The organism is Streptomyces sp. NPDC101237 (assembly GCF_044767465.1).
Lineage (GTDB): Bacteria > Actinomycetota > Actinomycetes > Streptomycetales > Streptomycetaceae > Streptomyces > Streptomyces gramineus.
The window spans coordinates 81,697-96,459 of record NZ_JBIWNY010000008.1 but is presented as its reverse complement, the minus strand read 5'-3'; the positions used below and the strand labels follow the sequence as shown (position 1 = coordinate 96,459).

Genomic DNA, 14,763 nt, shown 5'->3' with positions numbered 1-14,763 from the left:
CCACAGGACGGCGAAGGGGCCCCGCACGGCTGGTGCGGGGCCCCTTCGCCGTGGCCGCGGCTACTCGGACTTGATCGCCGCCAGCATGTTCAGCCGGGCCGCGCGCCGGGCCGGCCACAGCGCCGCCAGGACACCGACCACGCCGGCCAGCACCAGGAAGAGCGCCATCCGCTCCCAGGGCAGGACCAGTTCGTAGGTGGGCATCTTCGCGCCCACCAGCCGCCCGGCCGCCCAGCCGAAGAACACGCCGAGCCCGAGGCCCAGCACGCCGCCGAAGAGCGAGATGACCAGGGACTCCAGCCGGACCATCCGCTTGACCGCCTTGCGGTCCAGGCCGATCGCGCGGAGCATGCCGATCTCCTGCTGCCGCTCGAAGACCGACATGGCCAGGGTGTTGATGACACCGAGGACCGCGACGATCACCGCCATCGCGAGCAGGCCGTAGACCATGTTCAGGATCAGCGTGAACGCCTTCGCGATGGAGTCGGACAGGTCCTGCTTGTCCTGGACCTCGATCGCCGGGTTGGAGCCGAGGGCCTTCTCCAGGCCGTCCTTGGCCGCGGCCGACGCCCCGTCCGCCGTCTTGACCATGACCTGCATGTCGGCCGGGTCCTTCTGGTGCGGGGTCAGGACCGCGTTGTCGAGCATGATCCCGTGGATCATCTGGTTGCCCTGGTAGACCCCGGCGACGGTCATCCGCCGCGACTTGCCGTCCTCGAAGTGCACGGTGAAGGCCGAACCCGCCTTCCAGCCGTGCGACTTGGCGGTGTCGTCGTCCACGACCACGTCCGAGCCGCCGACCTTGAAGGACCCGCTGTCCACCGTGAGGTCGGTCAGCTTGCCGATCGCCGAGCCGTTGACGCCGGTCAGGAACTCGGTGTCGCCGTCGATCCGGGAGGCCGCGTTGCGCAGCGGGCTGCTCTCGGTCACTCCGTCCGAGGCCGCGACCTTCCGTGCCACGTCGGGCGAGAGCGCGTTCCCGCTGGCCATCGAGACGACGTAGTCCGCGCGGATCGCCGAGCCGGCCATCTTGTCGATGGACTTCTGCAGGCTGCCGGCCATCACCGTCATGCCGGTGATCAGCGTCAGGCCGATCATCAGCGCGGAGGCGGTCGCGGCGGTACGGCGCGGGTTGCGCACCGAGTTCTGCCGGGCCAGCTTCCCGGCGACGCCGAACCCGCGCAGCAGCGGGGCGGCGGCCGCGATCAGCGGGCGGGACAGGAGCGGGGTCAGCACGAAGACGCCGATGATGAGGAGGACCGCGCCGAGCCCCATCGGGGCCTGGCCGTCGCTGCCGTTCATCGTGGTCGCCGCCAGGATCACCGCGACGCCCGCCGCGGAGAACAGGGCGCCGATCGTGTTGCGCAGCACCAGCGACTTGGTGGTCGGGGCCGCGTGCAGGGCGCTCATCGCGGCGACCGGCGGGATCTTCGCGGCCCGGCGGCCGGGCAGCCAGGCGGCGAGCATGGTGATGACGACACCGACGGCGAGGGCGGCGACCACCGTGCCGGGGCTGATGACCAGCGGACCGTCCGGCACGGTCGCGCCGAACGAGCCCATCAGCGCGCGCAGTCCGGCGCCGATGCCGATACCGGCGAGCAGACCGGCGACCCCGGCCACCGCGCCGACCACGAACGCCTCGATCAGCACCGAGCGGGTGACCTGGCGGCGGGAGGCGCCCACCGCGCGCAGCAGCGCCAGCTCCTTGGTGCGCTGGGCGACCAGCATGGTGAAGGTGTTGGCGATGATGAACGTGCCGACGAACAGCGCGATGCCGGCGAAGACCAGCAGGCCCTGGCGCAGGCCGCTCATGCTGCTGGAGATGGCCTCGGCCTGGTCGTCGGCGAGTTTCTGCCCGGTGGTGGTCTCCACGAGCTTCTTCGGCAGCGCCCGGTCCAGCTGGGCCTTGAGGGCGGCCTGTCCGGTGCCGGACTTGGCGGTCACGTCGATCTCGTCGTACGCGCCCTCGGTGCCGAACAGCCGCTGCGCGGTGGCGGTGTCGAACAGCGCGAGGCTGCCGCCGGCCGCGACGTTGCCGTCGTCGGTGGTGAAGACGCCGGCCACGGTGGGCTTCAGGACCGGTCCGTTCACCGAGATGCGCACGGTGTCGCCGACCTTGTAGCCGGCCCGCTCGGCGGTCTTCGAGTCGATCAGCACCTCGTTCGCGCCCTTCGGCGCGTGGCCGCTCACCAGCGGGTAGCGGGAGTCGCGGGCCCCCCAGTAGTTGCCGCCCTGGGACTGCCAGCCGCTGCCGATCAGCTTGCCGTGCTGGTCGGCGATCGCGGTGAAGCCGGAGACCACGCCGGTGGCGGAGGCGGCCCCGGAGACCTTCGCGGCCCGGTCCAGCAGCGCCTGGGTGAGGTCGGGGGTCTTGCCGACCTGATCGCCCTTGGAGTCCTGGTACTTGGCCCGTACGGCCACGTCGACGCCGTCGAAGCCCTTGGCGGAGCTGTTCTGGTACGCGTCGGAGATGGTGTTGGTGAAGACCAGGGTGCCCGAGACGAAGGCCACGCCGAGCAGCACGGCGAGGACGGTCATCAGCAGCCGGGCCTTGTGCGCGAGGACGTTGCGCAGAGCGGTGCGGAACATCAGCTGGTCCGGCCCTTCGCGACGGGCTCGGAGGTCTGCGGACCGCTGCCGGGCAGCTGGCGCATGAAGTCGAGGACCCCGTCCGCCGTCGGCTTGAACATCTCGTCGACGATCCGGCCGTCGGCGAGGAAGACGACCCGGTCCGCGTACGAGGCGGCCACCGGGTCGTGGGTGACCATGACGACGGTCTGGCCCAGCTCCCGCACGGAGTTGCGCAGGAAGCCGAGCACCTCGGCGCCGGAGCGGGAGTCGAGGTTTCCGGTCGGCTCGTCACCGAAGATGATCTCAGGGCGGGAGGCGAGGGCGCGGGCCACGGCGACGCGCTGCTGCTGGCCGCCGGAGAGCTGCGCGGGCCGGTGGCTCAGCCGGTCCCTCAGGCCGACCATCTGGATCACGTTGTCGAGCCACTGCTTGTCCGGTTTCCGCCCCGCGATGTCCATCGGGAGGGTGATGTTCTCCAGCGCGGTCAGCGTCGGCAGCAGGTTGAAGGCCTGGAAGATGAACCCGATCTTGTCCCGGCGCAACTTGGTCAGCTGCTTGTCCTTCAGGGAGCCGAGTTCGGTGTCACCGATGCGCACGGAGCCGGAGGAGAAGGTGTCGAGGCCGGCCACGCAGTGCATCAGCGTGGACTTGCCGGAGCCGGACGGCCCCATGATCGCGGTGAACTCGGCCTGCCGGAACTCGGCGGTGACCCGGTCCAGGGCGACGACCTGCGTCTCACCCTGCCCGTAGATCTTGGACAGTTCCGTGGCACGGGCGGCCACGGAGGTGGTCCGCCGGTCGGCTGCGGGCACCCCCGGAGAAAGTCGGGGGGAGGGTGTGGTGGACACGGAAGGGCGCTCCTGTCGGGACGACGGCGTTCATGGGGACGTGACCATCGTCCCGGCCGTACGGGCCCGTGTAGTCAGCCGCAGTTCCGGTTCCGGGGGGCGACCGAGGGGGGACCGGAGGGCGTCGCGTCATACCTGGGGATGACGGCGGACCCTGAGGTCCGTCCGTCGAGAACAGGTGGAGCCCCCTTGTTCGGACGGTGAAATTCCGTCATTCCACGTACGTGCGCACCCACCGCGCGTAACGCTATTGGCAAGTGCGGATGGCCCGTTCCGGTGGCTGATGCACCCTCAGACGTCAATAAAATAAGACAACATCGGGTCGTCCGTCGGCTGTTCGGGGGACGCCTCCCGATAGGCTCGGAATCTCGTTGCGAAGCCCATGGCCTGCCCGGATGGTGGAATGCAGACACGGCGAGCTTAAACCTCGCTGCCCCTCGCGGGCGTACCGGTTCAAGTCCGGTTCCGGGCACTTTCGCTCTGATCACACCTTTCCTTGCCGTACGTCCGGTTGGCGCCGGAGGTCCTCGGCTGTCACCGCGGCGTCCTATCGTCTTCCCTGTGCCGCTGCGCCCTCTACCGGAGCGGCGTCAACGGGGACATGGGGGAAACATGATCCGCTTCTCGGCGACCGCGGACGACATCGCAAGGGTTCGGTTCTCGCCCTCTCCGCTGGGGGAGGCCGTATACAGCATCCGCATGCTGGGCTCGGCCGAGCGCAGAAGGCGGCACCAGCCGTGGGCCGACGACGTCCGCGCGCGGCTGCGGACCGTGGACCTCCTGCCGCTCCGCGCGTTGATCCCGCCCAGCGGATACGTCCCGGACTTCCTCACCCCGCCGCCGGACGGCACCGGGCCCCGGAAGATCGCCGAAGAGCTGGGGATGGTCCGCGCCACCCCGAGCGAACACTTCGTCGCCGAGGTGTCCTGGATGGCCGCCGACCCCGGCACGCCCGTGACCTGGCGTCAGGAGGCGGCCCCGCTGCACCGGCACATGCTGGCCCAGCCGGCCCAGGCCATCGCCCTGATCACCGATCTGCTCCAGACCTACTGGGACCTCGCGCTGGAGCCGCACTGGCGGCGGCTGCACGGCGGACTGCAGTCCGACATCCGCTCCCGCATGCAGGTGATAGAGGGTTCCGGCGCCGCCCCCGTCTTCTCCTCCCTGAACCCGCGCATCGCCTGGCGGGACCAGGAACTCACGGTCCGCAGCGCCTACGACTACCAGGAGGAGCTGGGCGGCCGGGGCATCGTGCTCGTACCGAGCGTGTTCTGCGGGCCGGAGGTGCTCACCATGACGCCCCCGCAGCAGTCGATGATCGTCTACCCGAGGACGGGCGTCGAGGAGATGTGGCACCGGCACACCTCCGACCGGCCCGGCCCGCTGGCCGCGCTGCTCGGCGGCGTCCGCTCCGCGGTGCTGGAGGCCCTGCTGGTACCCGCCTCCACCGGCGACCTCGCCGAGGCCGTCAACGTCACCCCCGGCGCCATCAGCCAGCACGTCGCCGTGCTGCGCCAGTGCGACCTGGTGACCAGCCGGCGCCACGGCCGGCGGGTCATCCACTCCCTCACCGAGACCGGCGAGACGCTCGTACGCGGCGCCGTGGCGCCCGGCGCCGGGCGCCACTCGGCCTGAGCGCCGCTCGCGCGAGCGGACGGCGAAACCGCCGGGGACGGCGGTCCTAGGTCGGTTTTAGCGGGAGCTAAAAGCGTTGGGGACGCCCGCGCGGGTGTGTTTCGCTCACGGTGCGACGTCGACCGAGACGAACTCGGGCCCCTGGCCGTCCGCAGGGCGGGGGACAGGCGGGCCGAGGTGTCGGCGGCCGGACATCCGGCTGTCATGAGCCCGTATCTCCCACGCCTTCCACGCCTTCCACGCCTTCCTCCACGTCACACTCCCGGACCGACCCGAAGGGAACATCCTGACCGTCCCGCACACCGCCCCCGACCAGGCACCCCGTACATCGCTCCTGCGCAGCGGCTGCCGCCTCTCGGCGGCGGTTGGCACCGAGGGCGGCACGGCCACGGGCAGCGTCATCCCCGCACCCGGCCGCGTCGTCGCCCGCGTCCCGCACGGCGCCGGTCACACCCACGAGGGCTTCACCGGCGGACCGGCCGCCAACGTGGCGCTGGTCGGCTGGCTGTCCGAGGCCCCCGGCTGCGCCGGCGGGTTCGTCGTCCCGCCCGGCGAGGAGGACGTGCGGGTGCGGCGCGACTTCGCCGACCCCCTGGTCTTCGGACACACCCCCTGGTCTTCGGACGCTCCGTCATGCCGCCGCTGCTGGCGGCGGACGCGCCGGTGGCCAGGGTGCACCGGGCGGTGAGGCGCCCACGCGTGGCCGGCGCCCTGGTCTGCCCGCCTCCTTTCCGACTGCACCGGTGAGCCCACGACCCGGCGGGCCCGCCCAAGGAGCCACATGAACCCGAAAAGCCTCGTCCCTCCGGCCGGACCGGCGCGCACGCTCGCCCTTGCCCAGTTGATCAGCAGGACCGGCGACGGCGCGTACTACGTGACGGCGGCCCTGTTCTTCACCCAGGTGGTCGGCCTGTCCGCGGCGCAGTTGGGCCTCGGACTGACCATCGCGTGGACGGTGGCGCTGGCCCTGAGTGTGCCGCTGGGACACCTGGCCGACCGCCGCGGGGCCCGGGGGACGGCGGTGTTCTTCTTCCTGTGCGCGGCGGTGGCCGTCGGCTCGTACCTGGTGCTGCGCTCCTTCCCGCTGTTCGTGCTGTCGGCGTGCCTGTACGCGGTCGGGCAGCGCAGCGGCTCCGCGGCCCAGCAGGCGCTGCTGGCCGGAGTGGTGCCCAAGGAGAACCTCACCAAGGTCCGCGCCGTCCTCCAGGCCGGCTACAACGCCGGGCTCTCCGTGGGTGCCGCGCTCGGCGGCGTGGTGCTGCTCTTCGACACGCGCGGCGCCTACCTCGCGGCGTTCGCGCTCAACTCCGCGGCCTTCGCGGTGGCCGCGGCGGTGCTGTGGCGGGTGCCGCCCGTCGCGCCCACCCCGGCGCCCGCCGGCGGCGAGCGGACGAAGACGGTGTTCCGGGACCGGCCCTACGTCGCCGTCAGCCTGCTCAACCTGGTCCTCGTGCTGCACGTGCCGCTGATCGACGTGGCGCTGCCGCTGTGGATCGTCGGGCACACCGACGCCCCCAAGTGGGTGCTGTCGGTGATGTTCGTGCTCAACACGCTCGCCGTCGTGGTCCTCCAGGTGCGCGTGGCGCGCGGGGTGACCGACCTGGCGAGCGGGGCGCGCTACGTGGTGCGCGGCGGGCTGCTGCTCGGCGTGGGCTGCGTCGTCTTCGCGTTCTCCGGCAGCGGTGACTCCGCCTGGTCGGCGGTGCTGCTGCTGATCGCCGCCGCGGGCGTGCAGACGGTCGGCGAGATGATGCAGATGGCCGGCAGCTGGGAGATCAGCTTCGGTCTCGCGCCCGACGGCAAGCACGGCCAGTACCAGGCGTTCTTCGGGTCCGGGCTGACGGTGGCCGAGATCGTCGGCCCGCTCGCGCTGACCGGACTGCTCGTCTACTGGGGCGCGCCCGGCTGGATCCTGCTCGGCGCCCTGTTCGTCGCGGCCGGCCTGGCGATGGTGCCGGTCGTGCGGTGGGGAGAGCGCGCCCTGGCCGGCCGGGGCGACGCGGTGCCGGACAGCGTGGCCGCGGGCGATCGCCAACTGACCAGGGACTGAAGGAAAGGGAGACGGGGGTGGGGGTTCGGGCGGGCAGTTCGCCGCCGGCCGACTCCACCGGGCGTGGAGCCCGCCGGTCTGCTGCGACGCCCGATGATCCGGCTCATCCCTCGTAGACGGTCAGGACCGCGCCGTCGACCTCGATGCGGCGGCCCGCCCGCATGCCGTTGCGGCGCAGCGCGTGCAGGCATTCCGCGAAGAGGGTCAGTTCGCCGGTGTCCAGGATGGCGGCGGCCAGGTCCAGCAGCTCGGTGACCGACGCCTCGGTGAGCACCTCGGGCAGTTCGCCGGAGAGCAGGACGACGGACTCGCCCTCGGGTCCTCGGACCACAGCCGTCGCCGGTCCGCCGTGCACGAACAACACATGTCCCCCTGAGAGCCCGTGGTCGTGCGGCTCTCGCGTCCCGGGCAGGACGAGAGACTAGTCCTGGATCTTCACGGTTTCGTGCGGAGTCGGATTCTTTTTCCGACTTGGCGAAAGAACGTCCGATACCGTTCGAGCGGCGGTCCGGGGGCGGTCACTTCTCCTCGGCGGATCCGGAGGAACGGTCCAGCAGGGACTCGACCAGGGCCGTGACGTGGCGGCGGTCGTCCGCCGACAGCTTCTGGACGCTCGCGATGAGCAGCGCGACCTCGGGGTCGGCGGCGCCCTGCGGCTCCGCGCCCGGCGAGGTGTCGTACACGTGGATGCCGCACGCCTCGGCGGCGGCCCGCCGCACGCTCTCCAGCGGGAGTTCCAGCCCCTTGGCCAGCCCCTCCAGGGTCGTCGTCTGGGGCATGCGGACCACTCGCTCGGTGGTGGCCAGGTGGTGGACGGTGGAGCGGGGGACACCGCCGCGCCGCGCCACGTCACCGTAGGACCAGCCCTTGCGGTCGAGGTGCTCACGGATCAACTGCTGCAGTGCGTTGGCCACTGACCGTCACTTCCTGCTCGCCGCCTGCGGAGTCCCGCCATGTCCCGGCCGATTCTACGGTCGGGTAGCCGATCGGCCGAGCGGGTGATTTCCGGAAGGGGTTGCGCGGCGGGTTCCCGAGGGCCTAGTGTCCAATCTCGTTGGACAGCACGTCCGACCAGATTGGACAGAGTCCGGGGGGAACCTGACTCGGTCCGATCGGAAATGTCTATCCCTGAGGGGGAAGCGATCATGATGGACGCCCATGAGCTCGAGGCCGAGTCCGCTGAGCTGCTGCCGGGCCGTGAGGCCCTGGGCAAGCTGAAGTTCGGCATCACCAAGACGGTGAACGTGACCAAGCACGTCGCCAACATCAGCGCCGCCAACGAGTCCGCCGCCCTGAACGACCACTCGTCGTGGTCGGTGGCCGACTCCGGCGCCGCCCAGACCATCAGCGTTCACCAGTAACACCGCGCCGGCGCACGGCGCCGGCGTCGACCTCACCCTGATCGCGCAGGAAACGAAAGGACATCCGTCATGAGCATGGACATGAACGAGCTGGAGAACGAGTCCGCCGAGCTGCTGCCGGGCCGCGAGGCCCTCGGCAAGCTCAAGTTCAGCTTCGGCAAGACGGTCAACGTCACCAAGCACGTCGCCAACATCGAGGCGTCCAACCAGTCCGCCGCGCTGAACGACCACTCCGCGTGGTCGGCCGCCAGCTCGTCCGCCGCGCAGTCGATCAGCGTCACCCAGTAGTACCCGGGAGCGCCACCGCCGTCGCCCCGGCGGTGGCGCTCACGGCCGGCGCCCCAGGGCGCCCAGGGGGGAACTGCATGCGGGATCCGGGGGGAGACCACACATGACGGTGCTCGGAGACGGGACCGCCGCACTGCACGACACGGGCCCGGTGCCCGGACCCGGCGGCTGGCCGGTCACCTACGAGCAGGTCGCGACGGGCAACCTGCCGGTGGTCGAGCCACCGCCGACCGTCCCGCGGCTGAGCGCGGGACTGAAGCTGCACGGCGAGTACCAGGGATCGGGATTCACCGAGCCCAAGTACATCGCCCGTCGGGGGGACGGGCAGGTCGTGCAGCTGTCCAGGCTGCTGTACCTGGTGGCGTCGTCGGTCGACGGCGTGCGCGACGTGGAGGCCATCGCCCACCGGGTCAGCGCACGCTTCGGCCGCGAGGTCAGCGGGGAGAACATCCGCTTCCTCGTCGAGAAGAAGCTCGAACCGCTCGGCGTGACGGTCCCCGAGGGCCAGGAGGACGACGAGGTCGACGCCCCGCGCTCCGACCTGCTGCTCGCCCTCAAGGGCCACCGGGTCATCTTCGACGAGCGGCGGACGGCGAAGATCGCCCGTTCGCTGGCCTGGCTGCACCGACCGGTGGTGGTGGCCCTGGTGCTGGCCGCGGTCGTCGCGATGGACGTCTGGCTGTTCGGATTCTTCGGGGCGATAGAACCCGTCCTGCAGGTGCTCGACCAGCCCGTCCTGATCCTCGTCGTCTTCGTGCTCACCGTGGCCTCCCTCGTCTTCCACGAGTTCGGCCACGCCTCCGCGTGCAGATACGGCGGAGCCCGCCCCGGTTGCATCGGGTGCGGGCTCTTCCTCATCTGGCCGTCGATGTACACCGACGTCACCGACGTCTACCGGATCGGCCGGGCCGGGCGGCTGCGCACCGACCTCGGCGGCGTCTACTTCAACATCGTCTTCATGCTGGCGATGGCCGGTGCCTACTTCGCCACCGGGGCGCAGTTCTTCCTGGCCGCGGTCTACCTCGGCCACTTCGAGATCCTCGAACAGCTGATGCCGGCCGTGCGGCTGGACGGCTACTACATCCTCGGCGACCTGGCCGGGGTCCCGGACCTGTACGGCAAGATCAGGCCGATCCTGCTGGCACTGGTGCCGGGACCGCGGGGGGACAAGGCCCGCGAGGAGGTCGCCGGGCTGAAGAAGTCGGCGCGCACCATCGTCGCCACCTGGGTGCTGACGATGGTCCCGCTGATCATCGGTGAACTCGGGTACGCGCTGTGGAACCTGCCGCGGATCCTCACCACCATGGTCCGCTCCCTGACCGAGCAACTGGTCGGGACCGGCTCGGCGTTCGTGGACGGGAAGATCGTCGAGGGGCTGGTCGGGACGATCGGCAGCGTGATGCTGCTCTGCCCGATGGCCGGTGTCGTCTACCTGTCCGTGAAGATCGGCGGGCGGCTCGTCCGGGCCGCGAAGCGCACCACCGAGGGCCGGCCCGCGCTGCGGCTGACGGTCTGCGCCCTCGTGCTCGTCGGGCTCACCGGGCTCAGCTACGCCTGGGTGTCCGGGGTGACGCCGAAGCCGCTGCCCAAGCAGCCGCCGATCGCGCCGATCCTGCAGCCGGGGGTGCCGACCGAGGCACCGCCGGCCCGGCAGGCCGACACCCCGGGCCGGTCCACGGATCCCGGCGACCCGTCGGCCCCGGCCTCCGGTGCGCCGGGCGGCACGCCCGGCGCGAGCACCGGGCCGTCGCCGGCCGAGTCCTCGCGGGAGGCGTCCGCCTCGGCGTCGCCGTCCGCCTCGGCGCCCGGCGCGACGGGCGGGAAGGCCTCCAGGTCACCGGTGCCGTCCAGCGGGTCGACGGCCGTCGTCCCGGCGCCCTCGCCGTCCGACGGGACCGGCGCGCCGCAGCCCGAGCCGTCGCCCACACCTTCGGAGAGCGTCCCGGAGTCCTCGACGCCCTCGGCGACCCCGCCGCCGCCCAGCGACACGGCCGACCCGGCACCGGTCGCGTCCTGACGAGCTGCTCGGGCCCGCGTCCGGCCACCGAACCACTCATCGCAGAAGCACAGGAGCACTGGAGCATCCATGAGCAGTCACCGAAAACCACGCACCACCCAAGGTCCGCTCACCCGGCGGGCCGTCCGGATCGGCCTGTTCGCCGCCGGGGTCGCGGGCGCGGCCACCGCCGTGCCCGCACAGGCGGCCACCGCGATGCCGCACGCCGCGTTCGCCTCCGACCACGTCTTCAGCCACGCCGACCGCGGTCACCACACCCAGATCCGGGACTCGTTCACGGTCCGGCAGTTCGGCAAGGTCAACGCCGCCGCCGTCCGCAACCAGGCCAACGCCGTCTCGGCCGGCTGCTCGGCGGACGACCACTGCCGTTCGGTCGCGCTGTCCTTCCAGATCGTCACGATCGCCGGGGAGCACACGCGGCTGAACGCGGTGAACCTCAGCGACGCCGCGAACAAGGAGTGCACGGGCTGCCAGACCCTGGCCGGCGCCTACCAGTTCGTGGTCTCCACCCCGAACCCGCTGCTCCTCGACGGCACCGCGCGGGGCAAGCTCGCGGACATCCACCACCGGCTCGACGCGCTGAGCCGCTCCACGCTGCCCGCCGACGAGCTGCGCACGAAGGCCGACGGGCTGGCCGCCGAGGTCACCGCCGTCCTGCACGACGCCGTCGCGAACGCGCCGAAGGGCGACCCGCACTCCGACGTCACCCTGCACCGCCACCTGGACGGCTGGCCGCGCCGCTGATCGCGCCCGAAGCCGACCGCACCGGCCGCCCGGCCACCGCCGCCTCCGGCGGGCCGGGCGGCCGGTGCGCGTCCGTTGACAGGGGGAGGGTGCGGACGGAGACTTCGGAGGCCGGTGTGAAGGAGATTTCGCCAGGCGAACTCCGGTGTCTCCCAGCGGGCGTCGGCGCACGCCCACGGAAGGATCGACCCGATGCGCACCACCGTCGGCATCATCGGCGCCGGACCCGCCGGGCTGCTGCTCGCCCGGCTGCTGCACGGCGCCGGCATCGACTCGGTCGTCCTGGAGAGCCGCGACCGCGCCTACGTGGAACACCGCCAGCGCGCCGGGATCCTGGAACAGGGCACGGTGGACGCGCTGCGCGCGGCCGGCGCCGGGGCCCGGATGGACCGCGAGGGCCTGCGCCACGACGGTATCGAGCTGCGGTTCGCCGGGCGCCGGCACCGGGTGGACTTCCCCGGGCTCACCGGTGGCCGGTCGGTGACCGTCTACGCCCAGACCGAGGTCTGCAAGGACCTCATCGCCCTCCAGCTGGCGGAAGGCGGCCCGCTGCTCTTCGAGGCGGAGGCGCTGGCGGTGGAGGGCGCCGTGAGCGGGCGGCCGCGGGTCCGGTTCCGGCACGCCGGCCGGGAGGACGTCCTGGAGTGCGCGTACGTCGTCGGCTGCGACGGTTTCCGCGGGGTGACCCGCGGTGTCTTCCCCGCCTCCTCCTCCCGGGTCTACGAGCGCACCTACCCCTACGCCTGGCTGGGCATACTCGCCGACGTCGCGCCCTCCCACGACGAACTGGTCTACGCCCGCCACGACCGCGGCTTCGCCCTCCTGTCCATGCGCTCCCCGTCCGTCTCCCGCCTCTACCTCCAGGTCCCGGCGGGCACGGACGCCGGCGACTGGAGCGACGAGGCGGTCTGGGACGAGCTGGAGCGGCGCCTGGCGACCGACGACGACTGGCGCCTCGAGCGCGGCCCGGTCACCCAGAAGTCGGTGACGCCCATGCGGTCCTTTGTCCACGAGCCCATGCGGCACGGCCGGGTCCTCCTCGCCGGGGACGCCGCCCACATCGTGCCGCCCACCGGTGCCAAGGGGCTGAATCTCGCCGTCGGCGACGTCGTCACCCTCGCCCGTGCCCTCGTCCACGAGCGGGACACCGGCTCGCCCGACCTCGTGGAGACCTACTCGGCGACCTGCCTGCGCCGGGTCTGGCAGGCCGAGCGGTTCTCGTACGACATGACGACCCTGCTGCACCGCGGCCCCGCCGACACCCCCTTCGACGCCCGGCTCCAGCTGGCCCGCCTCGGCCGCATCGTCTCCCACCGGGGTGCCGAGACCGACCTGGCGGAGGCCTACACGGGCTTCCCGCTGGACGCCTGAGGCATCTCCGCCCGGTTCCGGGCATGTCGCGACTCCGTCATGGAATGAAGCCCTCCATGGCCGGGAATGAGGGGTCCGCGTAGCGTGTTGCGCAGCAGGACGAGGGAAAGATCCTCCCCAGGTACGAGGGTCATTCCTTTGCCAATCCATTACTCTTGATGCCAAGGCCGCGCGAGGTGGCCATGGAGGAGTGAAATGAGGAGCAGCAACCCGGTCTTCTCGCGACGGGGGTTCAGCCGCGACAACGGCTACGCGGGCTTCAACGCCGCGCCGCAGGCCGGGTACGCACAGGGCAACCCGTACGCGCAGAACCCGTACGCGAACAACCCCTACGCCCAGCAGGACGTCCAGCAGGGCGCCCCGCCGCAGGCCCCGGCCACCACCGGCCGGATGACCATGGACGACGTGGTCCTGCGGTCGGCGATGACGCTGGGCACGGTCGCCGTCGGCGCGGCCCTCGCCTGGGCCCTGCTGCCGGTCTCCACCACCAGCTACGGCCTGGCCTTCGGCTCGGCGATCGTGGCGATGGTCCTGGCCCTGATCCAGAGCTTCAAGCGCACCCCGGTGCCCGCGCTGATCCTCGGGTACGCCGCCTTCGAGGGCGTCTTCCTCGGCGTGATCAGCGAGATGTACAACAGCCGGTGGAGCGGTGCCCCGTTCCAGGCGGTGCTCGGCACCATGGCGGTCACGGGCGCGACCCTGCTGGTCTACAAGGCCGGCTGGATCCGCGTCACCGCCCGCTACGCCCGCATCGGCATGGCCATCGCGATCGCCTTCGTGCTGGTGATGGCGGTCAACCTGCTGCTGGTCGCGTTCGGCGTCGCCGGCGACGGCGGGCTGCGCAGCTTCGGTCCGCTCGGCGCGATCGTCGGCATCATCGCGATCCTGCTCGGCGCGTTCTTCCTGACCCTCGACTTCAAGCAGATCGAGGACGGCATCGCGTACGGCGCCCCGAAGAACGAGGCCTGGCTGGCCGCGTTCGGCCTCACGCTGACGCTGGTGTGGATCTACGTCGAGATGCTGCGCCTGGTGGCGATCTTCAGCAGCAACGACTGACGACGGCGGCTCCGGCCGCCGCGGAACGCAGAAGGGCCCCGGGACTTCCCTGGGGCCCTTCGTCGTCTGCGCGCCTAGAGCAGTTTGCGCGCGGCCCTCCTCAGGTCGTACTCGTGGACCAGTGCCTTGGCGTGGCCGTACGCGAGGTTGTGTTCGTGGCGCAGCCAGCTGACCTTCTCCTCGAAGCGGAAGAGAGCCGGGCCTTCGGCGACGGTGCGCAGCCAGTCGGACACTTCACGACCGGTGCAATGGGGGATGCGGGCGAGCATGTTGCGATGGGTCTCCTCGGAGAAGACTTGGGACATCGGCGCCTCCGGTGCGCAAAGGGGGTTGTAGCCGGTCCTTCACGTCACCGTGCCTGAGTGTTGGCGTGTTGGCAACAGTCGGGACAGGACGGCCGACGCCAGGCGTTACGCTCACCGCGTGGTTGATACGACGCCTCTTACCCGTGCCGTGGAGCATTTCGCCGACAAGTTGAGGGCGGCGCCGCAGAGTCGGCTGCAGCGGGGAGCGGCCGCGGAGGCGCTGTCGCTGGCCAGGCAGCTGGCCAACTGGGCGCAGGACGTCGAGGAGCCGGGCGGCGAGGCCCGGGAGATGCCGGACGCGGGGATGTTCGCGGTCGCCGACCAGATCACCGTGGCCGGCAACGACTTGGCGGTGGTCCTGGAGAGCGACGCCGAGGTCGGCGACGCGGTCCGCCTGGTGGAGGAGGCGCAGAAGAAGGCGGGGGTGTGAGAGCGGTGCGGGTGCGGGTGCGTGGCGCCCCGTCAGGGGGGCGGGGAACCGCGCGACCGGCCACGTCGCACCCGCGCCCGGACGCGC

General features: G+C 71.6%; 14 protein-coding genes and 1 tRNA gene. 10 read left to right on the top strand and 5 right to left on the bottom strand.

The features are described from left to right. Positions 1-60: 60 nt before the first annotated feature. Entirely contained in the window at positions 61-2,589 is a 2,529-nt protein-coding gene (locus tag ACIRQ9_RS14945) for an ABC transporter permease (protein WP_404171984.1), read from the bottom strand. After that, entirely contained in the window at positions 2,589-3,383 is a 795-nt protein-coding gene (locus ACIRQ9_RS14940) for an ABC transporter ATP-binding protein (RefSeq protein WP_404171981.1), read from the bottom strand. The genes ACIRQ9_RS14945 and ACIRQ9_RS14940 overlap by 1 nt, the downstream gene beginning before the upstream one ends. A gap of 425 nt (positions 3,384-3,808) precedes the next feature. Between ACIRQ9_RS14940 and ACIRQ9_RS14935 the strand changes: the two genes are divergently transcribed. The 3 genes from ACIRQ9_RS14935 to ACIRQ9_RS14925 all read left to right on the top strand — a co-directional run bounded on the left by ACIRQ9_RS14935 (position 3,809) and on the right by ACIRQ9_RS14925 (position 7,104). Continuing rightward, a tRNA-Leu gene (locus ACIRQ9_RS14935) sits at positions 3,809-3,891 on the top strand. Positions 3,892-4,118: 227 nt separating this feature from the next. Next, positions 4,119-5,054: a DUF5937 family protein gene (locus ACIRQ9_RS14930; RefSeq protein WP_404171979.1), complete on the top strand. Its 936-nt coding sequence runs from the start codon at positions 4,119-4,121 to the stop codon at positions 5,052-5,054. A gap of 781 nt (positions 5,055-5,835) precedes the next feature. Further along, on the top strand, positions 5,836-7,104 hold the full coding sequence (locus tag ACIRQ9_RS14925) for an MFS transporter (protein WP_404171977.1): 1,269 nt from the start codon (positions 5,836-5,838) through the stop codon (positions 7,102-7,104). A gap of 103 nt (positions 7,105-7,207) precedes the next feature. On the opposite strand, the gene ACIRQ9_RS14920 is transcribed toward ACIRQ9_RS14925, so the two are convergent. Next, the gene (locus ACIRQ9_RS14920; protein ID WP_404171974.1) at positions 7,208-7,435 is read right to left on the bottom strand and encodes a hypothetical protein; all 228 of its coding nucleotides are present in this window, start codon (positions 7,433-7,435) and stop codon (positions 7,208-7,210) included. 187 nt (positions 7,436-7,622) lie between these two features. Then, a complete protein-coding gene (locus ACIRQ9_RS14915) occupies positions 7,623-8,018 on the bottom strand; it encodes a helix-turn-helix transcriptional regulator (RefSeq protein WP_404171971.1) in 396 nt (131 codons plus the stop codon). Positions 8,019-8,249: 231 nt separating this feature from the next. On the opposite strand from ACIRQ9_RS14915, the gene ACIRQ9_RS14910 reads away from it, so the two are divergent. The 6 genes from ACIRQ9_RS14910 to ACIRQ9_RS14885 all read left to right on the top strand — a co-directional run bounded on the left by ACIRQ9_RS14910 (position 8,250) and on the right by ACIRQ9_RS14885 (position 13,941). Beyond that, the gene (locus tag ACIRQ9_RS14910) at positions 8,250-8,465 is read left to right on the top strand and encodes a hypothetical protein (protein ID WP_351320879.1); all 216 of its coding nucleotides are present in this window, start codon (positions 8,250-8,252) and stop codon (positions 8,463-8,465) included. 69 nt (positions 8,466-8,534) lie between these two features. Beyond that, complete coding sequence (locus ACIRQ9_RS14905; RefSeq protein ID WP_404171968.1) at positions 8,535-8,753, top strand: hypothetical protein; 219 nt, start codon at positions 8,535-8,537, stop codon at positions 8,751-8,753. Positions 8,754-8,856: 103 nt separating this feature from the next. After that, positions 8,857-10,770, top strand: coding sequence for a hypothetical protein (locus ACIRQ9_RS14900; RefSeq protein ID WP_404171965.1), 1,914 nt, complete (start codon positions 8,857-8,859; stop codon positions 10,768-10,770). Between the two features lie 69 nt (positions 10,771-10,839). Continuing rightward, entirely contained in the window at positions 10,840-11,514 is a 675-nt protein-coding gene (locus tag ACIRQ9_RS14895) for a hypothetical protein (protein WP_404171962.1), read from the top strand. A 192-nt stretch (positions 11,515-11,706) separates the two neighbouring features. Next, complete coding sequence (locus ACIRQ9_RS14890) at positions 11,707-12,885, top strand: 4-hydroxybenzoate 3-monooxygenase (protein ID WP_404171959.1); 1,179 nt, start codon at positions 11,707-11,709, stop codon at positions 12,883-12,885. Positions 12,886-13,080: 195 nt separating this feature from the next. Then, on the top strand, positions 13,081-13,941 hold the full coding sequence (locus tag ACIRQ9_RS14885) for a Bax inhibitor-1/YccA family protein (protein ID WP_351935609.1): 861 nt from the start codon (positions 13,081-13,083) through the stop codon (positions 13,939-13,941). A 74-nt stretch (positions 13,942-14,015) separates the two neighbouring features. Here ACIRQ9_RS14885 and ACIRQ9_RS14880 read toward each other — a convergent pair whose 3' ends face one another. After that, entirely contained in the window at positions 14,016-14,246 is a 231-nt protein-coding gene (locus ACIRQ9_RS14880) for a DUF4287 domain-containing protein (RefSeq protein ID WP_390633495.1), read from the bottom strand. A 118-nt stretch (positions 14,247-14,364) separates the two neighbouring features. Here ACIRQ9_RS14880 and ACIRQ9_RS14875 point away from each other — a divergent pair, with 118 nt between their 5' ends. Then, positions 14,365-14,676: a hypothetical protein gene (locus ACIRQ9_RS14875; RefSeq protein WP_362181319.1), complete on the top strand. Its 312-nt coding sequence runs from the start codon at positions 14,365-14,367 to the stop codon at positions 14,674-14,676. Positions 14,677-14,763 lie beyond the last annotated feature (87 nt).